The sequence below is a fragment of the Halorhodospira halochloris genome (assembly GCF_002356555.2).
GTDB lineage: Bacteria > Pseudomonadota > Gammaproteobacteria > Nitrococcales > Halorhodospiraceae > Halorhodospira > Halorhodospira halochloris.
Genome location: NZ_AP017372.2, coordinates 2,498,451 through 2,521,312, shown reverse-complemented (window position 1 = coordinate 2,521,312; position 22,862 = coordinate 2,498,451). Strand labels below are relative to the sequence as shown.

25 protein-coding genes are annotated in these 22,862 nt (G+C 54.2%); 17 read left to right on the top strand and 8 right to left on the bottom strand.

Annotation, left to right across the window (positions count from 1 at the left end):
- Positions 1–8: 8 nt before the first annotated feature.
- From HH1059_RS11545 to HH1059_RS11465, 17 genes are all read left to right on the top strand, one after another.
- Positions 9–575 (top strand): isochorismatase family protein, encoded by a 567-nt coding sequence (locus tag HH1059_RS11545; RefSeq protein ID WP_096406136.1) that lies wholly within the window; start codon positions 9–11, stop codon positions 573–575.
- Positions 565–933: an Hpt domain-containing protein gene (locus HH1059_RS11540; protein WP_096406133.1), complete on the top strand. Its 369-nt coding sequence runs from the start codon at positions 565–567 to the stop codon at positions 931–933. The genes HH1059_RS11545 and HH1059_RS11540 overlap by 11 nt, the downstream gene beginning before the upstream one ends.
- Positions 934–1,014: 81 nt before the next feature.
- The gene (locus tag HH1059_RS11535; protein ID WP_162549530.1) at positions 1,015–1,305 is read left to right on the top strand and encodes an STAS domain-containing protein; all 291 of its coding nucleotides are present in this window, start codon (positions 1,015–1,017) and stop codon (positions 1,303–1,305) included.
- A 102-nt stretch (positions 1,306–1,407) separates the two neighbouring features.
- Positions 1,408–1,770 (top strand): response regulator, encoded by a 363-nt coding sequence (locus HH1059_RS11530; RefSeq protein WP_096406128.1) that lies wholly within the window; start codon positions 1,408–1,410, stop codon positions 1,768–1,770.
- Between the two features lie 33 nt (positions 1,771–1,803).
- Positions 1,804–4,038, top strand: a complete 2,235-nt coding sequence (locus HH1059_RS11525) for a chemotaxis protein CheA (RefSeq protein WP_096406126.1) — start codon at positions 1,804–1,806, stop codon at positions 4,036–4,038.
- Positions 4,039–4,176: 138 nt separating this feature from the next.
- Positions 4,177–4,713 (top strand): chemotaxis protein CheW, encoded by a 537-nt coding sequence (locus HH1059_RS11520; RefSeq protein WP_096410240.1) that lies wholly within the window; start codon positions 4,177–4,179, stop codon positions 4,711–4,713.
- Entirely contained in the window at positions 4,706–6,088 is a 1,383-nt protein-coding gene (locus HH1059_RS11515; RefSeq protein WP_162549529.1) for a methyl-accepting chemotaxis protein, read from the top strand. Before HH1059_RS11520 ends, HH1059_RS11515 begins: the two co-directional genes overlap by 8 nt.
- A gap of 31 nt (positions 6,089–6,119) precedes the next feature.
- A complete protein-coding gene (locus tag HH1059_RS11510) occupies positions 6,120–6,905 on the top strand; it encodes a ParA family protein (protein WP_096406120.1) in 786 nt (261 codons plus the stop codon).
- A 51-nt stretch (positions 6,906–6,956) separates the two neighbouring features.
- Positions 6,957–9,038, top strand: coding sequence for a methyl-accepting chemotaxis protein (locus tag HH1059_RS11505; protein WP_096406118.1), 2,082 nt, complete (start codon positions 6,957–6,959; stop codon positions 9,036–9,038).
- Between the two features lie 34 nt (positions 9,039–9,072).
- Positions 9,073–9,921: a CheR family methyltransferase gene (locus HH1059_RS11500; protein WP_096406115.1), complete on the top strand. Its 849-nt coding sequence runs from the start codon at positions 9,073–9,075 to the stop codon at positions 9,919–9,921.
- Between the two features lie 52 nt (positions 9,922–9,973).
- Positions 9,974–10,570, top strand: a complete 597-nt coding sequence (cheD, locus tag HH1059_RS11495; RefSeq protein ID WP_096410239.1) for a chemoreceptor glutamine deamidase CheD — start codon at positions 9,974–9,976, stop codon at positions 10,568–10,570.
- Between the two features lie 13 nt (positions 10,571–10,583).
- Positions 10,584–11,639 (top strand): protein-glutamate methylesterase/protein-glutamine glutaminase, encoded by a 1,056-nt coding sequence (locus HH1059_RS11490; RefSeq protein ID WP_096406113.1) that lies wholly within the window; start codon positions 10,584–10,586, stop codon positions 11,637–11,639.
- A gap of 4 nt (positions 11,640–11,643) precedes the next feature.
- Positions 11,644–12,894, top strand: coding sequence for a methyl-accepting chemotaxis protein (locus HH1059_RS11485; RefSeq protein WP_096406110.1), 1,251 nt, complete (start codon positions 11,644–11,646; stop codon positions 12,892–12,894).
- Between the two features lie 57 nt (positions 12,895–12,951).
- Positions 12,952–13,257, top strand: a complete 306-nt coding sequence (locus HH1059_RS11480; RefSeq protein WP_096406107.1) for an STAS domain-containing protein — start codon at positions 12,952–12,954, stop codon at positions 13,255–13,257.
- 38 nt (positions 13,258–13,295) lie between these two features.
- A complete protein-coding gene (locus tag HH1059_RS11475) occupies positions 13,296–15,008 on the top strand; it encodes an ATP-binding SpoIIE family protein phosphatase (RefSeq protein WP_096406105.1) in 1,713 nt (570 codons plus the stop codon).
- A gap of 124 nt (positions 15,009–15,132) precedes the next feature.
- Positions 15,133–15,687 (top strand): TVP38/TMEM64 family protein, encoded by a 555-nt coding sequence (locus HH1059_RS11470; protein ID WP_231901950.1) that lies wholly within the window; start codon positions 15,133–15,135, stop codon positions 15,685–15,687.
- Positions 15,688–15,884: 197 nt separating this feature from the next.
- On the top strand, positions 15,885–16,490 hold the full coding sequence (locus tag HH1059_RS11465; protein ID WP_096406100.1) for a superoxide dismutase: 606 nt from the start codon (positions 15,885–15,887) through the stop codon (positions 16,488–16,490).
- A gap of 74 nt (positions 16,491–16,564) precedes the next feature.
- On the opposite strand, the gene moaA is transcribed toward HH1059_RS11465, so the two are convergent.
- The 8 genes from moaA to HH1059_RS11425 all read right to left on the bottom strand — a co-directional run bounded on the left by moaA (position 16,565) and on the right by HH1059_RS11425 (position 22,642).
- The gene (gene moaA / locus HH1059_RS11460; RefSeq protein WP_096406097.1) at positions 16,565–17,578 is read right to left on the bottom strand and encodes a GTP 3',8-cyclase MoaA; all 1,014 of its coding nucleotides are present in this window, start codon (positions 17,576–17,578) and stop codon (positions 16,565–16,567) included.
- Positions 17,578–18,105 (bottom strand): molybdenum cofactor biosynthesis protein B, encoded by a 528-nt coding sequence (moaB, locus tag HH1059_RS11455; RefSeq protein ID WP_096406094.1) that lies wholly within the window; start codon positions 18,103–18,105, stop codon positions 17,578–17,580. The genes moaA and moaB overlap by 1 nt, the downstream gene beginning before the upstream one ends.
- 48 nt (positions 18,106–18,153) lie before the next feature.
- A complete protein-coding gene (gene mobA, locus HH1059_RS11450; RefSeq protein WP_096406092.1) occupies positions 18,154–18,702 on the bottom strand; it encodes a molybdenum cofactor guanylyltransferase in 549 nt (182 codons plus the stop codon).
- A gap of 36 nt (positions 18,703–18,738) precedes the next feature.
- Complete coding sequence (locus HH1059_RS11445) at positions 18,739–19,173, bottom strand: molybdenum cofactor biosynthesis protein MoaE (RefSeq protein ID WP_096406089.1); 435 nt, start codon at positions 19,171–19,173, stop codon at positions 18,739–18,741.
- A gap of 39 nt (positions 19,174–19,212) precedes the next feature.
- Positions 19,213–19,476 (bottom strand): ubiquitin family protein, encoded by a 264-nt coding sequence (locus tag HH1059_RS11440; protein ID WP_096406087.1) that lies wholly within the window; start codon positions 19,474–19,476, stop codon positions 19,213–19,215.
- Positions 19,463–19,957, bottom strand: a complete 495-nt coding sequence (gene moaC, locus HH1059_RS11435; protein WP_096406084.1) for a cyclic pyranopterin monophosphate synthase MoaC — start codon at positions 19,955–19,957, stop codon at positions 19,463–19,465. Before moaC ends, HH1059_RS11440 begins: the two co-directional genes overlap by 14 nt.
- Positions 19,958–20,111: 154 nt before the next feature.
- Positions 20,112–21,398: a molybdopterin molybdotransferase MoeA gene (locus HH1059_RS11430; RefSeq protein WP_096406082.1), complete on the bottom strand. Its 1,287-nt coding sequence runs from the start codon at positions 21,396–21,398 to the stop codon at positions 20,112–20,114.
- 38 nt (positions 21,399–21,436) lie between these two features.
- The gene (locus HH1059_RS11425; protein WP_096406079.1) at positions 21,437–22,642 is read right to left on the bottom strand and encodes an HD-GYP domain-containing protein; all 1,206 of its coding nucleotides are present in this window, start codon (positions 22,640–22,642) and stop codon (positions 21,437–21,439) included.
- Between the last annotated feature and the right edge of the window lie 220 nt (positions 22,643–22,862).

Genomic DNA, 22,862 nt, shown 5'->3' with positions numbered 1-22,862 from the left:
ATTTTTCAATGAATAATGGAATTATTGATCCACGGCGCAGTGCCTTATTGATCGTTGATCTACAGCAGCAGTTACTGCCCAAGATATACCAGGGGCAGCAAGTGATAGCGGCGGCTGAGTGGTTGGCCGCAGTAGCTAGCCAGTTAGAGGTGCCCATATTTACCACAGAGCAATCTCCCGAGAGCATAGGTAAAACAGTTGCTGAGATAGCGCCTTGGGTAGATGAAACGAGGCTTTATAACAAAAACTGCTTTGGGTGGATGAGCGAGCCTGAGCCGCTCCATGCAGGTTTACCCAAACAGGTGGTGGTAGTGGGGACTGAGGCTCATGTCTGTGTGCTGCAGAGCGCCCTGGGTCTCAAAGCGAGTGGCCGTCAGGTATTTGTGGTGGCCGATGCGGTTGGTTCACGGCGGCCAAGTGATCGCGAACTAGCGCTGCAAAGGATGCGCGATGCCGGCATTGTCGTTGTAAGCAACGAGATGGTGGCCTTTGAATGGCTCCAACGGGCTGGTACCGACTCTTTCCGAGCGTTGCTGCCCCGTTTGCGTCAAGGGTGGGAGGTCAATGATGGCTGAAGAGCCGATCGTCGATATGCAGCAGCTGCTTGATAATGTTGGCGGTGACGAGAATCTGGCTAACATGCTCCTGGCGCGGATGCGTCAGGATATGCCGCAGCGCATGGCAGAGATTCGTGCCGCTTTAGCGAATGGCGACTGCGAGACAGCTCACGCCTCAACGCACCCGCTGAAAGGCGGTTTGGCGAGCATCCGCGCCTCCGAGGCGCAGAGTGTTGCCAGGCTCATCGATGATGCTGCGCGCGACGGTGATTTAGAGACAGCTCGCAGCCTAATGTCGCAGTTGGAAGAGGCAATAGACAGGCTGGATGGTTTTATCAAAGAACAAACAAATCCTTCCCTCTCTGCGGGAAGATGACAAATATCAACAAAACAAAATGCTTGCCTGAGGAAAGATTTTTAGGCACTGTTGAAGAATAAAATCATGAAGGGTAAGGCAATGGCTGAAGCTTCGGGTGTTATTAACTTGGGAGAGCAACTCGACATTACGATTGTCTCTGAGTTGAAACAGAAGCTTAGTAGCGCACTCGCCGATGAGCAGCCGGTGGTACTTGACGGCAGTAGCCTGGAGAGAGTTGATACGGCGGGCGTACAAATACTGATGGCCTTTTCGCGAGCCGCGGCTGAGGGGCCGGGCTGGGGCTGGCACGGTGGTGAAGTGCCGGATAAGGTTGATTCGGCGGCACGCTATCTGGGTGTAGTAGAAGAGGTGCGCGGTGATTCCGTGTGAAATGGAATAGGCAGGGGGCGCCTGGGACTTTTTGGGTTGAGGCCGAAGAGATGGAACTGAACAACGTATTTTTAAATTTTGAGGTGCGGGGCGTGAGCTGAAATGGTAAAGATCCTTGCTGTAGATGATTCAGCATCAATGCGCCAGATGGTCACTTATACCCTTAAACAGAGTGGCTTTGAGGTTACTGAAGCGGTTGATGGTAAAGATGCTTTGACGAAAGCCAAGGGCGGCAGCTTTGATCTGGTAATTACTGACGTAAACATGCCTAATATGGACGGCATTACCCTGGTAAAAGAGCTTCGTGCCCTGCCGGCTTTTAAATTTAAGCCAATCTTGCTGCTGACGACCGAGTCGGCGCCGGAGAAAAAGCAAGAGGGTAAGCAGGCCGGTGCTACTGGTTGGCTGGTGAAACCCTTTGACCCTGACCAGCTGATTAATACCATCAAAAAAGTGGTCAGCTAGGGGGCAGGCGCTGCAACCGCCAGGGGAGACAGTATGAGCGTTGATCTCAGCCAGTTTCTGCAGACCTTTTTTGAAGAGAGCTTCGAGGGTCTAGATACGATGGAGTCGGGTCTGCTTGAGCTAGACCCGCAACAGCCCGACAAGGAAAACCTTAACACGGTATTCCGCGCAGCACACTCAATCAAAGGTGGGGCCGGGACCTTCGGGCTTACCGCCATATCCGATTTTACTCACCGGATGGAAACACTTCTTGATCGCCTGCGCAGCGGCGAACAGGCAGTTACCGCGGAAGCGGTAAGCGCCCTACTATCTGCGGTTGATTGCCTGCGCAGTATGTTAGAGGCGATCCAGGCCGATCAACAGCTCGATAGTGATGCCCTAAGTGCGGCTCAGCGGAGCTTGGACGAGCAGCTTGCAATAGGCAGTTCAGGCACTGGGAGCAATGGCAAAGATGGGGGTGCTGCCTCAAGTCCGGGTGCTGACAGCAATGGGGCAGCTGCCGGCGGTGCGCGCAGCGGTGGTGATGGGAGCGCTGGCGCTGGCGGCGGTAAAGGTAATGGAGATAACCATCACGGCTGGCGCATTCACTTTGAGCCAGAGCCGCATCTGCTAACTACCGGGAACGATCCGGCCCGCTTGTTCAGAGCCCTAGCCGATCTGGGCGAGTTGAAGGTTGAGTGCAATAGTTCTGGTCTGGTTCCTTTTGAAGAACTCGATCCTGAGTCTTGCTACCTCTCCTGGGATCTGCAGCTGCACGGCAAGGTTTCACGTGAGGATATCCGCGAGGTCTTCGAATGGGTTGAAGACGACGCCGTTATAGAAATTGAGCCACTAGCTGGAAAGGCCCAATCTTCAGCCTCTGCAGCCAAAGATGAAGAGCTCGAGCAAGCTAACGAATCGCACTCCGCAGCCGGGGGAGATGCGCCCGCTGCTGCATCTGTGCCTGCCAATCAGTCAGCGAATGCGGCGGACGCTGCGCCAGCAACTGATGCCAAGGCCTCTGCGGCCAAGGCGCAGGCGGGAGCTAAAGGGGGCGATGGCACCGCTAAGAAGTCCAAGAGTTCCAGTTCTATAAGAGTAGACACCGGCAAGATTGACGCCCTGATAGACATGGTTGGCGAGCTGGTGATTACTCAGTCTATGCTCAGCCAGATCGGCAAGGAATTTACTCAGGAGCGCCTCGAGGAGTTACAGGATGGCCTAGCTCAGCTTGAGCGTAATACGCGCGAGCTGCAGGAGAGTGTCATGCGTATTCGCATGGTCCCGATCAGCTTTGCCTACTCGCGTCTGCCGCGGATAGTCCATGATACAAGCAGGGCCTTGGGCAAAGAAGTCGACTTCAACATGGAAGGTGAACAGACCGAGCTGGACAAGACGGTCATGGAAAAGATTATCGACCCGCTGGTCCACTTGGTCCGCAATAGCGTCGATCATGGCATAGAAATGCCCGAAGAACGTCAGGCCTTGGGTAAGCCGCAAAAAGGCCAGATAACTATTGATGCCTACCATAAGGGCGGCAATATAATCATTGAGATAGGCGATGATGGCAAGGGCATAGACCGCGACAAGCTGCTCAATAAGGCGCGCCAAGCGGGTTTGGTAGAGGATGGAGCTGAACTCGCCGATAGCGAGGTCTTTGATCTGATTTTTCACCCCGGCCTGTCTACCCACGACCAAGCCACGGAGTACTCCGGGCGGGGCGTGGGCATGGATGTCGTCAAGCGCAACATCCGCTCTCTCTCTGGCAGTCTCAATGTTCGCTCGAGCGCCGGGGTGGGGACAACCATTACCATCTCGTTACCGTTAACCCTCTCAATACTTGATGGGCAGCTGTTCCGGGTTGGTGATCAGACCTTTATTGTGCCGCTGGTCTCGGTTATCGAGTCGCTGCAAATTGATAGCAGCAAGGTTAGTCGGGTTACCAGTAGAGGCGAAGTCTACCACTGGCGCGAGGGTTATGTGCCGATAGTGCGCCTGCATGAGCTTTTTGATACCGAGCCGTCGCGCAACGAACTCGCTGGCGGTTTGATGGTTATCGTCGAGGATGAGGACTCCTACATCGGGGTATTTGTGGATGATTTGCTGGATCAGCAGCAAGTGGTTATAAAGAGCCTTGAAGCCAACTACTTACGGGTTCCAGGTATAGCCGGCGCAACCATACTGGGTGATGGAACAGTAGCGCTAATACTCGATATAGCGGGGCTGGTCGAGATGAGTCGAGGCGGTCCTCGGCAGCCGGTAATACCTGAGCGTGAAGAGGCCGACTAGTACTGGCTAGAAAATGGTTGGTCAGACGTAGCATGGTCACCGGGTACGGGAGCGAAGATGACAGAGCAAAGCGAGCAACAGAATTTGGCAAGCGAACGAACCGCGGCCTTAGGCAGCGGTGCGGACACGGTTGATGCTATGCAGGCGGCAGCAGATGGCGAGCAGTATCTGACCTTTACCCTCGGTGATGAGGAGTATGGCGTTGATATCCTGCGGGTGCAGGAGATCAAGGGCTGGCAAAAGGCGACCCCGATCCCCAATACGCCACACTATGTGAAGGGGGTAATAAACCTGCGTGGCACTATTGTGCCGGTGATAGATCTGCGTGAGCGTTTCGGTATGCAAGCGCAGGAGTACAGCAAGTTTACCGTTGTGGTGATGGTAAGGGTGGTTTGCGGGGAACGTGACAGGATAATTGGACTGGTAGTTGATGCCTTATCCGAGGTCTATACCTTTCAGTCTGAGCAGATACGCCCCGCACCCGATTTTGGTGCCCATATCCGCACAGATTTTATCCGCGGCTTGGCTACAGTAGAAGACAACAAGATGGTGATCGTCCTCGATGTTGATGAATTACTTAGCGACGAGGATCTGGCCGTTGCTGACGACCATAGCCAAGTCGCCGATGTGGTCCGCTCAGTAACCCAAGACAGCGAGGGTAATGATAATGGATAGCCTGCACTCCACCTCCAACGAGAGCGACCTTGAAGCTCAGGGTTGGGTTAGCCCGCAGCGCGTAGAGCAGATGCTGAAGATGGTTGAGCAGATAGCCAGTGGCGACTATCTGGCTGTGCCTAAAGGAGACTGCAAGCTATCCCGAGCGCTCCATGACCTCGCGGGTGTTATTGGCCGTAAGGAGTCACAAAATCTCAAGGATGTTGTCGCCTTGACCAGCAACATCGCTGATAGCCTTGTTGCGGCTTCAGAAATGCGCATGACTATCCGCGAGACAAGCGAGCGCAGCCAGACGATTGCCTCTACATCAGAGGAGTTGGCCGCGAGTATTGATACAGTGGCCGAGAACAGCAGTGCCGTGGCTACCGAGACTGAGGCGGTGCAGAAGCTGGTTGATTCCGGCGATCAGTCCTCGCGGCGGACTAATGAGACAGTCCAAGAGATCGCCGAGTTGGCTGACACAGCATCGCAAAAAGTCAAGCAGCTTAATAAGGCTTCGGATGAGATAGGCTCCATTATAGAGCTCATCGAGGAGATCGCCTTCCAGACCAATATGCTTGCCCTAAATGCCTCGGTCGAAGCGGCTAGGGCAGGCCAAGCCGGGGCTGGCTTCTCTGTAGTAGCTCAGGAGGTCAGGCGCTTGGCTGATCAGACCAAGAACGCCACTGTCGATATAGCTCAGCGCATTCGCGTCTTGCGGGATGAGACCGAAGGGATATCAAAGTCGGTGGAAGATATGGGCAGCGCGGTCGAGCGTGGCCGGGAGGCAACTGTGGAGACTAGCGAGACCATGCAGCAGGTTGCAGAGCGCATGCGCGGGGTTACCGAGCACGTGCAGAATGTCTCTTCGGTGATCAATGAGCAGAAGGGGGCGGTGACCCAGGTCGCCGAGTCGATCAGTGCGGTTACTGATCGAACCGAGCGCAATGTCAATGATGTCGAAAACACCTTGGATGTGCTAGGCGACTCGCGCGGCATCCTCTCCCGCGAGATGGATGAGATGACCGATCTCAATCTGCCTAAGGTATTTATCCACCGGAGTAAGTTCGACCACGTAATGTGGAAGATGCGCATTGCTTCGATGCTTGCCGGTCGCGAAGAGGTCGATAGTGCCGAGCTGACTGATCACCATCAGTGCCGGTTGGGCAAATGGTACGATGCGGTTGATGATCAAGCTATCCGCCAGTTGCCGGCCTTTGGCGAACTTGATGAGCCGCATGCCGCAGTCCATGCCCACGGTAAAAAGGCAGCAGCACTCTATCAGCGCGGTGATGTAGATGCTGCGGCCGGCGAGCTGGAGCACCTAGCTGATAATTCCCAGACGGTAGTTGAACTGCTTGATCGTCTAGCTAGCGAAATGGATAGGCTCAAATGATTGCTGCGACCGGTAGGGAAAGGGCACTAGCATGAGCGCTCAACAGCCACGCTGCCTGGTTTTTCTTAATCAGAAGGGGGGTGTTGGCAAGACCACCTCCGCGGTCAATGTCGCTCATGCTTTGGTCCGCAGCGGTCACAGGGTGCTCGGGCTAGATCTTGATCCGCAGGGTCATTTCGCCGCCAGCATGGGGATTGAAGGCCTTGACCCGGGGCTTGATGATGTCTTTTTCAATGGCGTGGCTATCAATGATAGGGCTCAGCAGGCTCGTGATGGCCTGCTATTGGTGCCGCCCGGGCCGCGGTTGCCTGAGGTAGAGCAGATGTCTGGCGGCAGGGAGCGGGGTTGGATTTTGGCCAATGCCTTGGAGCAGATCGGCGGGGGGTTCGACTTCGTCATTATTGATTGTCCGCCCTCATCTGGTCTGCTAGCAATCAATGCGTTGTTGGCGACTGATGATGTGATCATGCCGGTCTCCTGCGATTACTTGGCCCTTGAAGGCCTAGCTGGGCTTATGCGGACCCTGATGCGGGTTGAACAGGGGCTGCACATATCGCGCAACAAGTTTGTCCTGGTGACTCGTTTCAACGGTCAGCGCCGGTTGCCGCGCGAGGTGAGAGGGAAACTTGAAGAGTATTTCCCAGGCCAGGTACTGCGTACGGCAATCAGAGATAACGTGTCTCTGGCTGAGGCACCGGGATTTGGGCAGACGGTGTTTGAGTACCGTGCTGACAGCAACGGAGCCAAAGACTATGCCGCCCTGGCTGAAGATATCCGCCATCGGCGCGTCCTGGAACCAGCCGAGGTGAACGGATGAATAGTTGTGACTTTAAGCCGGCGGCGAGTAGCTATATAGGAGGGAGGAGCCGTGGCGAGTAGCGGTGGCTCGAAAGGTAGTAAGAAGAGTGGGGCTAGCAATGGCGATAAAAAGCTTGGCCGCGATCCGCTAGCGTGGATGAAAGAAGATCCTCCGAGCGGCGATGATAGCTCTGCTGATGAGAATTCTACTGATGGGCACTCTCATGATGGGCAGGGAGCAGCAGCTGCCAGTGAATCGTCACCGGATTTTAACCCGGGTTCTCACCGAGAGTCGCGCCAAGATGAGCAACAACAGCCTGAGCAGCCGGAGGCGGCTACCTCGGGTGGTCAACCAAGCGGGAGCAGTACAGAGATGGCGAGCAATAACCAAGGTGATCAGATAACCGTCAGCAGTGAGGAGTTCAACCGCTATTACCGGTTCATGCTGGCGATGCAGACATGCACCACTCCCTTTTTAATGACCGACCCGGATGGGGTAATTACCTATGTCAATGACCCTATGGAGCGGATGCTATCGCGCCGCGAGCGCGAGATAAGCGAGGTAAACCGGGGGTTCTCGGCGCGCAATCTCAAAGGTCGCTCATTGCTTGAGCTGCTGCCGCAATTGGTACCTTTTGCCGAGCAGATGAAGAAGGTTCGCGACGACGCCATGCATGAGCGTCTCGATATTGGTGAGTTGCGCTTTGATGTTCACATTACTGGCGAGGACGCTAATGATGGCACATTCCTCGGCAATACACTGGAAGTCTTCGACATAACTGAAGAGTGGCATCGTCGCGAAGATGAGAAAAAGGCCCAAAAGGATGTCGAGGGTCTTATCGAACGCATTCAAGCCGGCCAGTTGAGTGAGAGGGTCGAGACTTCACATATGTCTGAGGGGTTCATTCGTACCCTCAGTGAGGATATAAACCTGGTTCTCGATGTGACCCAAGCCCCGGTGCGTGAGGTCATTAGGGTGATGAACTTGGTTGCCAAAGGTGACCTTAACCAGAGCATGGAAGGTGAGTTCAAGGGCGATTTTGGAGAGCTGCAAGACTACGTTAACTCGACTATCGGTGTGTTGCGGCGCACCGTTAATGAGGTGCGCGAAACGGCCGATAGCTTGGATTCGGCATCTTCGGAGATTGCCCAGGGCAACCAAGACCTTTCGCAGCGTACCGAAGAGCAGGCGAGTTCACTCGAGGAGACTGCCTCAAGCATCGAGGAACTCACTAGCACGGTACAGCAGACCGCCGAGAATGCTCGGGAATCACTCCAGATGGCTGGTACGGCACGGCAAAAGGCCGAGCGCGGAGGCGAGATATCCGGCCAGGTTGTCGAGGCGATGTCGGCGATCAAGCAGTCTAGCCGCGAAATATCGGATATTATTACGGTTATTGATGAGATCGCCTTCCAGACCAACTTACTGGCCCTTAACGCCGCGGTTGAGGCGGCACGGGCCGGTGAGCATGGCCGCGGTTTCGGGGTGGTGGCTGCCGAGGTGCGCAACTTGGCCCAGCGCAGTGCTACTGCAGCCAAAGATATCAAACGGCTTATAAACGATAGCGGTCAAAAGGTGGAAGACGGAACTCAGCTGGTCAGTGAGTCTAGTGAAACCCTGCAAGAGATAGTAACTGCCTTCCAGTCGGTCAACGACAAGATCGAAGAGATTGCCTCGGCTACCGAAGAGCAGTCCTCGGGAATTGATGAGATAAACAAGGCGGTAAGTCAGCTTGATGAGGTGACTCAGCAGAATGCGGCGCTTGTCGAAGAGATGGCATCAGCAGCTGAGTCGCTGGATGAGCAGTCGACCTCGCTGGTTCAGCTGATGAGCTTCTTTGGTGGCAATCAGAACGGCGGGACCAAGAAGCGCTCTGCCGCTAAGTCTAGCCATAGCAGTGCTAGTTCTTCTTCCCGCGGTTCAAGCCAGTCCGGGCGCGGCCAATATGGCTCTAGCTCTGGGTCAAGGGCTGGATCAGGGAATGGTGCGGGTGCTGGGCGAACGGGGGGCAGTAAGGCGGGCGGTGCTGCGCAGGGCGGAGCAAAAGGCACCACTACTGCCCCATCAGGAGGGACGCAGCAGCGCCAGACGCAGTCTTCCAAGCGTAGCTCAGCCGCGCAACAGGAGGACAGCGAGTGGGAAGAGTTTTAAGCCGGAGCAGGGGATAGGGAGAGCCTGAGAAGATATGGCAAGAACCGCGGCACGGGGGGAGGCGGCTGAAGCTGAGCGCGAGTTCCACTTCACCTGGGATGATTTTGAGTGGATTCGCGAAACGGTAGGGCGTGAGACCGGTATCCAGCTCAGTGAGGCGAAGAGCGATATGGTCTACTCGCGCCTTGCTAGGCGGCTAAGGGCACTCGGCTTGCGCGATTTTGCTTCGTATCGTAAGCAGCTCGTCAATGACCCGCAGCGTCGCGAGATGGCGCATTTCGTCAATGCCTTGACGACAAATCTGACGGCTTTCTTTCGCGAGTCGCACCACTTTGACCATCTTGCCGGAGTGCTAAAGGCTGCTCCGGGGAAGGTGCGGATCTGGTCAGCAGGATGCTCAACCGGGGAGGAGGTTTACTCGATAGCGATAACCGCTCGCGAAGTCTTCGGCGCCCGTGCTCCTGACCGTGTCAAAATTATTGGCACCGATCTGGATAGCAATGTCCTCGAGCACGCCGCTAGGGGGATCTACGACCGGCGCCGGGTTGATGGTATAAGTCAACAGCGGTTGCGCGAGAACTTCCTGCGCGGCAAAGGAAACAACGACGGGCTAGTGCGGGTGCGACCGGAGCTAAAGCGTTTGGTCGAGTTCGATCAGCTTAACTTGCTCCATGACTGGCCCTTCCGTGAACAGTTCGAGATAGTTTTCTGTCGTAACGTAATTATCTACTTTAATAAGGAGATTCAGAGCCGACTTTTTGAGCGCGTAGCCGAGATAATGACCGATCCTGCATGGTTATACATAGGTCATTCCGAGACGCTGTGGAAGGTCAGCGATAGATTTGAATCCCATGGCCGAACTATCTACAAGAAGACGCACTGATAACAGCTATGGCACTGCCGGGGGTAATCGGTCCGCCGAACCGCCACCGAGCATGCCCGGATTTGAGCATATTAACCGTTACTGGGATCCTCAACATGGGGTTTTTGCTGCCAAGTTGCTGCCGGGCGAGTTTTATGTGACTCGAGGTGGGGAGATGGTTGTGACAACCCTGGGGTCGTGCGTCTCAGCCTGTGTACGTGATCGGCGCCTAGCGGTAGGGGGCATGAACCACTTCATGCTGCCGTTGCGCGGCGGGGCAGGTCGGGTCAACGATCCTCTGAGTGAGTCGGCCCGCTACGGCAACTACGCTATGGAGCAGCTGATCAACCGCATCATGGCTTTAGGAGGCAAACGCAGTGATCTTGAGGTTAAACTCTTCGGCGGTGGCCGAGTGTTGGATGCAGTAACCGACATAGGCAAGCGGAATATTGAGTTTGCTCGCGAATATATCGCCACCGAGGGCCTGCGTTTGCTAAGCGAGGATTTAGGTGGCGATTACCCACGCAAGGTGCAGTACTTTCCTGAGAGTGGGCGGGCGCGTTCGAAGAAGCTCTATACTACGCGTAATAACACCGTTGTGCGACGCGAAGAGCACTATCTCCATGAGATTGATGAGTCACCGAAGGCCGGTGACATCGATCTTTTTTGAGTGACTGATACTTATGATTCGGGCGTTAATAGTTGATGACTCGTCACTGGTGCGCCGCCTGCTGACCGAGATTCTTGAACAGGCGGACGATATTGAGGTTGTGGGAACGGCCCATGATCCTTATGACGCCCGTGAAAAGATAAAGCAGCTCAACCCCGACGTCCTTACTCTGGATATAGAGATGCCGCGCATGGACGGCATCACTTTCCTGCGTAACCTGATGCGGTTGCGCCCGATGCCGGTGGTAATGGTTTCCACGCTTACCGCGGAAGGCGCGCAAGAGACCATTGAGGCGTTGTCACTGGGCGCGATAGATTTTGTTTGCAAACCGCGCATGGATATCGCCCATGGCTTGGAGTCCTATGCCGAGGAGATTGTAGCCAAGGTACGGGCGGCGGCACGAGCCAAAGTCGGTAGATCGGATCAGAGAGCGGGTAAGCCGCGTCCCCAGCATCCTGTTGCCAAGATTGGCAGCTCCAAGGTTATAGCTATAGGTGCGTCTACCGGCGGCACCGTAGCAATTCAGCAAGTGCTCGAAGAGATGCCGCAAACAGCGCCGCCTATTCTGATAACGCAGCACATGCCGCCAGGGTTTTCTGCAGCCTTTGCTCAGCGCTTGGATGGTATATGTGAAGCATCAGTCTGCGAAGCGAAGGATGGTCAGCGCATCTTGCCCGGCCATGTCTACATTGCTCCGGGAGGCGAGAAACACTTGGAGTTGACTCGCGATGGTAGCCGGTATAGCTGCCGTTTACGTGCAGGGGAGTTGGTCAAAAGGCATCGCCCATCGGTAGAGGTTCTGTTTGACTCAATGGCCAGTGTCGCCGGCCGACATGGAATCGGAGTGCTGTTGACCGGGATGGGGACCGACGGTGCAGAGGCCCTGGGGCGGATGCGTGCAGCTGGGGCCCACACAATCGCCCAAGACGAGGCGAGTAGCGTAGTTTGGGGTATGCCGGGTGCAGCGGTTAAGGCTGGGGCAGCCGAACGGGTTTTGCCTATTGGCAGTATTGCTGGCGCGATAATTCAGGCAGCCAGTGCTGCATCAACTAGCAGTGGCGAAAGGTAGATTTATGAGCGATCCTGGGCAACAGAGTGGCTTTAAAGAGAGCCTGGAGGCAACCTACCTCATCTCCAGATTGTGGCGCTACGCAATACCGCTGTTGATTATAACCGTAGCTGCTGCTGTTGCGGCGTATGTTTGGCCTGCTATCGGTTCAGTCGCTGTGATTGTGGTGGCGGTTGCTTGGGGAGCTGTGGGCATAGTTGCCGAACATCAGTCAGGGCGGGAGCAGGCGGAACAGACCGCAAGCGAGCTTGAAGAGGCCTTGCGTGACCTTCTTCATGATATTGATGACAGCCTGAATGCCGAGTTCCGCAATGTATCAGGTGATCTTGAGCAGATCCATGGCTTGGTTCGCGACGCTATTCAATCGCTCAATGAGAGCTTCAACGGCATGGATAGAGCTACTGACGAGCAGGAGCGTTTAGCCCGGGCGGTGATTGAGCGCACCGGTACAGATTCGGCTATGGATGAGTTTGGCATCAGTGAGTTTGTATCGGAGACCGAGAGTTTTTTAAACACCTACGTCGACCTTATCGTCGATATGAGCCGGCGGAGCGTGAAGACGGTTTCCCGCATCGATGACATACTTGCTCAGATGTCTAACATAGATAACCTGCTGGGCGACCTTAAGGGAATTGCGGATCAGACCGACTTGTTAGCCCTTAATGCTAGTATAGAGGCGGCAAGGGCAGGTGAGTCGGGCAGGGGCTTTTCAGTTGTCGCAGAAGAGGTGCGTAAACTGGCTGAAAAATCGAACGTCTTCAATCAGCAAATTGCTGATGAGGTCACCAGCATCAATGAGCTTGTCGAGATCACACGGCGTGAAGTCGGTGAGATGGCCTCAACTGATATGAACGTCACGCTCTCTACCAAAGAGCAGATATCGCAAATGATGGAGACCCTGCGCAATCTTGATAAGGAAGTAGAGCAGCAGGTCACCAAGATATCCAATGTAAGTAGGCAGATTGATGGGCATGTGGCAGATGCGGTGCGGGCCTTGCAGTTTGAGGATATCGTTACCCAGTTGGTCGAGAGTTCCCGGACCGGGGTAGAGGGCCTGAATGTCTATCTTGATGGGGTGCGCGGGGTGCTGCAGGAGATAGCAGAAGAGGATGTTCATGGTAGCGAATATGCCGCCCGACTGCGCGAGGCAAGGGAGATGCTTGCCTCAAAACGGGCTACTCGCGAGGAGCAGCGAGCAAAGCAAAGGAAGGTCGAACAGGCGTCGATGGATCACGGTGATGTGGAGCTGTTTTAAACTCAACAGCCCATTCGGTAAAACTGAAAACTTTCCAATTTAGGAGTAACTACGAATATGGCGATTCATACTAGCACCGAAGATGGCGGCAAAACCTTGGTCTTGAACGTTAGTGGCTACTTCGATTTCAGCCTCCATAAGGATTTTAGGCAGGCTTACAAGGGTTCCGAGGGGGTGCGCCGCTTCGTTGTCGATCTGCGTGAGACCGAGTACATGGACAGTTCAGCCCTTGGGATGTTGTTGCTGCTAAGGGAGTTTGCTACTGACCAGGGCGGTGAGGTGGTATTACGCAATTGCACCCGCGAAGTGCGGAAGATTTTGGAAATTGCTAACTTCCAGCGCCTCTTCCAGATTGAGGAGTGATGGTCCGGCTTAGCCACGGTCTGGTATAGGGGTGTAAAGTGGATGACGGCATAGCAAAGCAGGATCAATCAACTTTTTTGGTTGTCGATGATGAGCCCGTCAATGCCATGCTACTGGAAACAGTTCTGGTAGCTCGCGGTTTTAAAGTTATTACCGCAGCCAATGGCGAAGAGGCGGTAGAGCGCTTCAAAGAGCACCCGATAGACATGGTATTGATGGATATCATGATGCCGGGCATTGATGGCTACGAGGCTACCCGTCGGATCAAGGCCCTCGATAGAGGCGGTTTTGTACCGGTTCTGTTTGTTACTGCGCTAACCGATGAACAGCGCTTGGCGCAGTGTGTAGAGGCCGGTGGCGATGATTTCATTACTAAGCCGATCAGCCGTGTGCAGCTTAATGCGAAAATAGAGGCTTGGCTTCGCACTAGGGAACTGTACCGAACGGTAGTGGCTCAGCGCGATGTGCTGCGCAGCCATCAGGCACGCCTCGAGCATGAACAAGAGACTGCAGAGCGGATAGTGGCGAGGGCCACCTCATCAAATGCCTTGAATACGCCGGGGTTGCGCTACTTTTATTCACCAGCTGCCATACTAAGTGGCGATATCCTCTTAGCTGGCCGTCGCCCTAACGGTAATTTGCTGATATTAATTGGCGATTTTACCGGTCATGGTATTGGCGCTGCGGTTGGAGTGCCGGGTTTAGCGGCTGTCTACTATGATTTAGTAGCCCGGGGGACCCATCCTGCTGAGATGCTTGATGCTATCAACGAAAAGCTGTTCCGCAGTCTGCCCCCGGATATGTTTTTGACCGCCGCTTTAATCGAGGTAGACAGCGGTAGGCGCCGGGTTGGCGTTTGGAACGCCGGTATGCCGCCCGTCATGCTTATTAGTGATGGTGAGCTTGTAGCGACATTTACATCCAGCGATTTGCCGTTGGGGGTAGAGCGTAACAGCGCTCCTGGACGTCGCCAATTGAGTTATCTTGATATCCCTGAGCGCAGTTATCTTTACGCCTGCTCTGACGGGATAGTTGAGGTGGCTGGCGAAGGTGGCTCGCTGTATGGCGATGAAAGACTGGAGCAGACACTGAAGAATGCCTCGCCTGGCAGTGGCTTCGACGACCTGCTTAAGCAGGTAAATGACTTCCGCTCGGCGAGTGAGCCGAGTGACGATACTACACTCATTCAGCTGGACTTTGACAGCTTGATCTCCAATAGCAGCTGTATTGGTTATGGCGCTGCCGAGGCCGTTAGTTGGAAGACGGAGCTGGTCTTGGATGCGCGCACGCTAGCGCACGTCAACCCGGTGCCCCCGATGATGAATCTGCTGGCCGATCTGGGAGCCTTGGAAGAGGATCGCCAAAGCCTCTACGTTGTCATCGCTGAACTTTTTACTAACGCCCTTGAGCATGGCGTGTTGGGCCTTGATTCGAGCCTAAAGCGCAATGAAGAGGGGTTTGATAGCTACTATCAGCGCCGCGCTCAGGCCATGGCTGATTTGGATGCCGGCGAAGTATATATCCGTTTGCACTACGATCCTGATGCCTCGGGAAGGGGCGTGGTGATTGAGGTGGAAGACACCGGTCCGGGGTTCGATTACGAGCGTATTCTCGCCGCCTCGGATAGTCGCGATGTTGCCTCAGCGATAGCAGCGGGTCGAGGCATAATGCTGGTCCGCGCCCTTTGTGAGGATGTTGAGTATTTCCCTCCGGGTAATCGGGTGAGAGTACGTTATAAAAGTTCGGCATAGTGAAGATCGCGGAGGTAGAGCACTGCTACGACTTGCGATACTGGTTGTTGTCCTGGCAGCGGGTACTGCTATAGCAATCTTTTCCCCTTGGGAGGTCGAAGATTTTGTGGCCCTTGGCGATGCAATGGCAGAGAGGCAGTGGTTGCTGCTCGTGGTGGTTGTGGCTCAGGCAGCTTTGTTTACGCTGGCCCTGCCGGGCAGCCTGGCTTTGTGGGTGGTTGCGCCTTTCTACCCGCCCTTGCTGAGCACCATTACGCTCACATTAGGTAGCACCCTTGGAGCTGTAGGCGCTTATCACTTTTCACTTCACTTTGGCCGCGCAGCGATCACCCCAGAGAGTAGATGGGTTAGGCTGCTGTCAAGGCATGGTGATTTTTTAAGCCAGTGTGCGGTGCGAGCCATGCCCGGGTTCCCTCACGCCCCAATCAATTACGCTGGGGGGCTGCTCAAGTTGCCGCTGTTCTCTTTTGCCTTGGCAGCCTGTATTGGCTTGGGCCTTAAAAGTGGTGTATACAGTTTTGCGGTTTATGAGGCTGTTGAGGTGGCGGAGGAGGGGCGTATAGATAGGGGCGCTATCGGTGTAGTATTTGTCCTGTTTGTGTTGTTCCTCAGCGGGGCTGCATTACGGCATTGGTTTGTGAACAGGGAAGAGGCAGAAAGCAGTGAACAGGGTAAGTAGAGTCTGCGAAGGTTCAATTGCTCAAGTCTGTTGACTCCTCATTGAATGATAATTATTCTAAACACAACAACAATTTTAAAGGGCGCGCCGGCTACATGGACGTACACCGAAGGGAACACTAAGTTATCTGCCTACACAGCACTCCACCGTATCTAGGCACTGCTGATAGCCTAGGTAGACTTGAAGGAGGAAATACCATGGCTCACCAACTACCTGATTTAGATTACGACTATGGCGAGTTGGAGCGCTCTATTGATGCACAGACAATGGAGCTACACCATAGCAAACACCATAATACTTACGTGACTAAGCTCAATGACGCGGTTGGCGGTACCGAGCTGGAAGATAAGCCGCTTGAGGAGCTTTTTCCCAACGTCTCATCACTACCAGTCGCTGTGCGCAACAATGGCGGTGGGCATTGGAATCACTCAATGTTTTGGCAGATGATGTCGCCTAACGGCGGCGGCAAGCCTGCAGGCGCCCTGGCAGAGTCGATTGAGCGCGATTTTGGCTCTTTTGATCAGTTTCGTGAGGAGTTCACACAAGCAGCAGTGGGGCGTTTTGGTTCGGGTTGGGCTTGGCTAATCAAAACCAACAAAGGGTTAGAAATAACTGATACTCCGAATCAGGATAACCCTTTAATGGATGTTGCGGCTAAACAGGGCACACCGCTGCTGACGATTGATGTATGGGAGCACGCTTACTATCTGCGCTATCAAAATCGTCGCCCGGATTATGTTGAGGCCTGGTGGGATGTGGTCAACTGGGAAGAGGTAGCACGGCGTTTTGATGCTGCCAATTAGTCAAAGCTTTCATAAACTCGGCTTACCAATGCCCAGGATAGGATTATCCCCAGCTTTGTTGTTGGGGGTAAGTCTTATCCGCCGGTGGTACTCATAGGCCTTAGTTGAGTCTCGGCAACATAACCTGGTTGATTGAAGTTGTGCCCCCAGGGCTTGCGGTAAATCCCGCTGCGTATTATCTCGAATAAAGTACTTTGATCGTTAGGATGGTTGCGGATTGTATGGCGTAGATCTACTTCATGAGCTTGGCCTAGGCAGGGTACCATTTTGCCGGTAGCGGTCAGCCGGACGCGATTACAATTGTGACAAAAATGCTCAGTGCGTGCGGAGATGAAACCTATCAGGCTCGCGGTGTTACTATCGGCTAGTTGATAGTAACGCGCTGGTCCACCAGTGCTGATTTGGGTGGGAATAAGCCGATATGAGATTGGTAATAGTGAGCGAATGTCCTGAGAGCTAACAAATCTTTGATCTTCTGAGGGGTCGTGCAAGCTGCCGGTAAGGGGCATCTCTTCTATGAAAGTTATATCGAAGCCATTCGCGGTGGCAAAATCAATTAGCTGAACAACCTCGTCGTCGTTGTCACTAGCGTTGATAAGGGCGTTGATCTTGATGCGCTTATAATTGCACTGTCGCGCCTTCTCGAGGCCTTGGAGTGCTTGATCCAGGTTGCCACCTGTGCGGCTTTTGAAACGTTTTCGACTTAGAGTGTCGAGGCTTACATTGAGACGATCGACCCCAGCTTCTCTGAGCTGTTGAGCATACTTGCAAAGCTGGGTGCCGTTGGTGGTGAGGGTCAGCTCGTTAAGCTGGCTCGACCTGCCAAGGTTTTCAATCAGCCCGATTACCCCTCGGCGGACTAAAGGCTCCCCGCCTGTGACCCGGATCTTGGTGATGCCGAGTTGAATAAAGGCATTAGCGAGGCGTTCGAGCTCCTCAAGGCTAAGCACCTCGTGGCGCTTGTGGCGTTGTATTGGTTTATTTGCAACGCAATAAAAACAACGCAGGTTGCAGCGATCTGTTACTGACAGGCGCAGGTAGTTTATATGCCTGCCAAACCTATCTGTCAGCTGTGCCGGCCGTTTCATTAAGCGACACGGATACGTGGCAGCAGATTGGCGAAGTTGCATGGCTTGCTGCGAGCGTCTAGCTGATGGGCAAGAATCTTGTCCCAAGCTGTGCAGCATGCCCCAGGCGAGCCGGGTACAGCAAATATGAGAGTGGCATTGGCAATGCCAGCTAAAGCGCGTGACTGCAGCGTAGCTGGCCCTATCTCGGTGAAGGAGATATGCCGGAATAGTTCACCAAAGCCCTCTATACAGCGGTCAAAGAGTGGTGATATAGCTTCAGGAGTTACATCCCGCTGCGTCATCCCGGTGCCGCCATTAATAATTATTGCGTCGATTGACTTATCAGCAATCCAAGCGGCGACCACGGCTCGGAGACTATATAGATCATCAGTCACAATATCCCTGGCATTAAGCTTGTGGCCGCTCTCCTCAATGCGCTCGGCTAAGGCGGCACCGGAGGTGTCTTCGGCTAAGCCACGAGTATCTGAGACGGTCAACAACGCCATTGATAGGGCCTGAAAATCTTTTGCGTTGTGGCTTCCCATAGGCGCACCTCGTTCGTTTTTATGTGCAATAGCACCAATTTTGTGAGGTCAAGTCACTTCCATGGTAAGCTTTATCAGTCTTTCCCACTGTTCAGGAGTATTTATGTTTTGCATATAAAATTGCCATTCATCGGGCAGTTCGAGCTCACGAGTATCAAGATCGGCATGGATTTTATAGACGCTGTCAAGGTCTGGCGCTGGTGTGTGGTTGGGGAAAAAAGCAGGTAACGGTTGGCCACTAAAAAAAGCCCCGCTTGGATATTCAATGAGCCTGCGTAGCGCTGCGACAGGGAGTAGTGGCATATCTACGGGCACGGCAAGTAAGCCATATGAATCATCGGGTAGTCGGCGTAATACGCTGGCTATGGCACGCCCCGGGCCGGCGAAGGGGGTTGGGTCGTTAAAACAGGGGTAGTTGTGGCTGTTGCCGCTTACCCACCTGCTCTCAATGCCTGCCTCCTTGAGTTTGTCCATCATGTGATCTAGCAGAGGGCGCCCGTGCCAGCTGAGCGCCGCCTTGTCCGTGCCCATCCGTGAGGATTTGCCACCAGCTAGGACAACCCCGGTTATGGGCTTGGCGCGGTTGCAAGCGGACATAAGAGAAGGTGTTTGTCAGGCCATACTGGACTAAGCCTACTTATTGAGTGAGTGGCCGGGCAGCCAGTCGCTAGATCCGTCGACATAGTGTTCCTGCTTCCAGATTGGTGCACGCATCTTGAGCTGTTCAATAATGAACCTGCAAGCGGCGAAGCTAGGCTCACGATGGGGTGAACCGATGGCTATAATGACGCTTATCTCACCTACTCCTAACCTACCAATAAAGTGACTAAGGTAGATACTTATCTCAGGCCACTTATCGTGGGCCTCAGCAGCAATGCTTTGCAGGGTCTTGTCGGCGAGTACGCGGTGGCCGTCGTACGTGATACCTTCAACTTGACGATTGTTGTGTGAGTTGCGCACTGTACCGGTGAAAAGATTGGTAGCTCCGTAGCTGGAACTGGTGACGAAAGATACTGCCCGATCGACTTGAATCGGTTCAGTGGTTGTAAAGGCTTGAATATTGCTCATCGATTGCTCGTTATGGCGCTCACTCGCGGGTTAGTCGGTCTAACCGCCGCTTACCGGGGGGAGTATTGCCAGGTGGGCGGGCTTATCCAGTTGCCAGTCGGGGCCGAGGATCTGTTCTTCGTCTGCCAGGACCGAATGTGTCAGCAGATTTGCTGCGCCGGATCCGATGGTACTTTCAAGTGCTAGTTTGACTTGCTCGGCTCGGCAGCCGCTTTCAAGAGACAACTCAACGCCTGTGCCATATTCTCTAAACGCCCCGAAAAACTCAATGTAGACAGCAATATGCTCCTTAGTCGTGCTCATTTTTTATCCACTCCGGTACGCCATCAGGATTTAGCCAGCGCCCCTGTTTGCCTCCTTCCTTAAGGAGCAGTCGAGTATTGCCAATGATAAGATTTGCTTCGACCTGCTTGGCGAGATCCCAAATGGTTATCAGCGCCGCCTGAACGGCGGTTAAGGCCTCCATCTCTACACCAGTTTTGGTATGGGCAGCCACTTGAGCGTATATAGTCACGCTGGCGTTGGTGTCGTTTAGCTCGCAGTCGACTCGCGCCCCATCGAGGGCGAGGGGATGGCAGAGGGGGATCCAATCGGAACAGCGTTTGCTTGCCTGAATCCCGGCTGTCTCGGCAAGCGCCAAGGCGTCGCCTTTGGGGAGGGTGCGATCTCTGACCTGAGGGTATGCAATTGGACCGAGCCAAATTGTCCCGCAAGCTACGGCCCGCCTCGGGGTAGCCCGCTTGGAGCTGACATCTATCATCTGGAGCTGGTTGTGTTCTCTCATCCCAAGCGGTTCTTCGGGCTATTTGTGACTACTCCCCAGGGGGAGGTTTTAGAAACCATTTGAGCTAATGCCCCATCATGTGTGGGCTAGGCGGCTCATCCAAAGCAAACTCCATCATTATTCCATTCCAGGCGTCAAGATCTGCACATCGGGTTTATCCGCCCTTATCTTTTTTCTGCTTGGGTGCGGCGGGTTTCGGCCAGGACCGTTGCCCGGGCAGCAAGGGGTAGGTGTCAACCTTATCCCCGGGTTTGTAATCATCCTTGTCTTCGTTGAGCAAAACCCAGCTGTTTGCGGTTAGAAGTGGGTTGGTCATGAAAGAGGATTGCGAATCGGGAATATTCACTAGAAGCCGTTGATCTTGGCCGCCCACACAGGTGCAGAGTAAGGCGCGGCTAATCCCACTTTTTTTGCTATGCGTTGTGGTGCACTGTCCGATTAGCGGCTGTTCAACAGGCTGGTTGGTCATAGCGCGTAAAGCGGCAGCGACGAGGAAACGCAGCCCGGCAGCGGTAGCCAATGGATTGCCGGGCAGGCCGAAGTAGAGAGCGCCATTGGGCAGGTGCGCAAATAGGTTGGGTTTGCCAGGCCTAATTGCCACCTTATGGAAGATTATCTCAGCGCCGATAGCCTGTAGTCCCTCGCGCACAAAGTCATATTCGGCCCCTGCTGAGACTGCACCACTGGAGATGACCATGTCTAGATCTAGACTGAGCAGATAGTGTAGGTGGTTAACGAAGAGTTTTTTATCGTCTTGCAAGTGGCGGTTGTCGACTAAATCGCAGCTTAAGTGGCGGAGCAAGGCTTGAGTATAAAAATGGTTAGAGTCGAATATCTGGCCCTGCTTGAGCTGAGTGCCAAGGTCTTGAGTTACCTCGTTCCCGGTAGTAATGGTTGCAACGCGCGGTTTGCGGTAGACAGCAAGGTTCTCAATGCCGAGTGCGGCAAGCGGCATTATGTGGCCAGGATCGAGCAAAGTGCCGGGTTCAATTATCAACTGTTCCGCTGCTATATCTTCTCCGGCTTTACGAACGTTGGCCCCCAACTTTGGCATGTGGTGAAAAGATACGTACCCATCTGCAGATGTTTCGGTTTGCTCTAGCGGTATTACGCTATCGGCGCCATTGGGCAGAACGGCCCCGGTAAGGATCCTGTCGCACTCTCCGGCAGGTAACGGCTGCGCTGGTGGGGTTTCCCCAGCTGCAATGGTTGATCTTACCCTCAAATAGGGTTGGTGCTCGTGGCTACTGCAGTGGTCTTGATGGCGAAAGGCGAAGCCATCCATGGCAGAGTTGGTGAATGGTTGCAAAGGGCGGGGTGCGGTGATGCGCTCAGCACAGATACGCCCTGATAAAGCAGTGAGGTCAGTCCTTTGAGTGGGGAGGTCGAGTTGGTTGGCAGATTGGATTACCGAGTAAATAGCTTGTGGGAAAGGGATCATATTCTGCTGCCCTAAAAAGTGGCTGGCAGTGCGTTATATCACTTTTCCGCTACATGCGAGTAGCCCCAGACCTCGTTCATGGAGAAAGGAATCTTAATATCCTCGCTGCGGTAAATGCCGCGGATAGCTACATCCTCTTCGGCTAGATTGCGGTGTCGTGGATTGTCAAGGCGTTGGTGTGGTTGTCCGGTTTTTTCATGGCCCGCTACGGCGAATGAATAGACCTGTGGGGAAGAGGTGGGGTCTTTACCCCTTCGAGCCACGACGGATATCTCATCGTTGCTTAGGCGCAGGTAAGTCCCGGGTGAGTAGATGCCAAGTTCCTTTACCAACAACTTGGCATACCCGGAATGATAGCGCACGGTTTTGCCGCCAAGCAGTTCTCTTAGTGCGCTGCGCACGGTTAGCGCTTCACGGTAAGAGCGCGGCGTGACCATGGCCATAAAGCTGTCGGCTAGCATGAGTAGACATGCCTCATCGCAAATCTGGCCTTTGCCTATTCCCCTCGGGTACCCCGATCCATCCATGCGTTCATGATGCTCGAGCACCGCTCTTAACCAGGAAACATCCTCAACCCCGGCTCTGCGCAGCATGTTGGCTGATAGCAGAGGGTGCTCGTGGAGCTTGTTCAGCTGCTCGTCGCTTAACCCGCCATGCTGGTTGTCAAGCACGTCCTGCAACTCGAGCATGCCCAAGTTGGCAGTTAATGCAGCGCCTACCACTGAACACCGCTGTTGACCATCCATGCCTGCGGAACGAGATAGAAGATCGCAAATTATTGCCTTGCGCATCGGGTGAAGGACCCGGTTAGGGAAATCCTTGGTTAACTGAGCTGCCCCAAGCGCGGCGTCAGCGTCACGATCAATTAGGTTGCCTAAGCGGCTGATCATCCCGCTCAACCTTTCGCGGAACTCGTCTTTTTTGCCTAGCCAAACGGCTTTGATAGCTCGCTGGAGATTGGTGGCACAATAGAAGAACTGCTCGAACGGATCGAAGTGTTCATGCTGGTTAAGCTCTATGCTTTCCAGTTTTGCCGCTCTACGGGTCGGGCTTGGCTGTTCTGATGGTGAAACTGCCCGGGTGCGCCCCACGACGCGGAGCAGCTTTCTCTGCTGCTCGCTTTTAAGCACCTTGCCGCGGCGCAGCAGTAGTCGATCGTATGTGTCATATATGGAATACGGGACTGGCTTGCCTACAACCAGATCACCGCTGCGGACGTGATTATAAAGGGGGACTTGACTCATATTCGGGGGGACTCTGAGTTGCCTACTTTTCCCACATGAATAATAGCATTAAGTAGCGGCTGGCTCCACGTAATATTTTGGTAGTGGTGAGCTTAAGGTGGGGCGGGTCCGCTTCTTAGGAGTACAGGCCGGCCTCAAAGGAGGCCGGCTCGGACAGTTTCCAAGGTGCCCCATATCCGCGATAAAGGCATGGGGCTGTGGTGGTAGGAGTTGCCGAAGG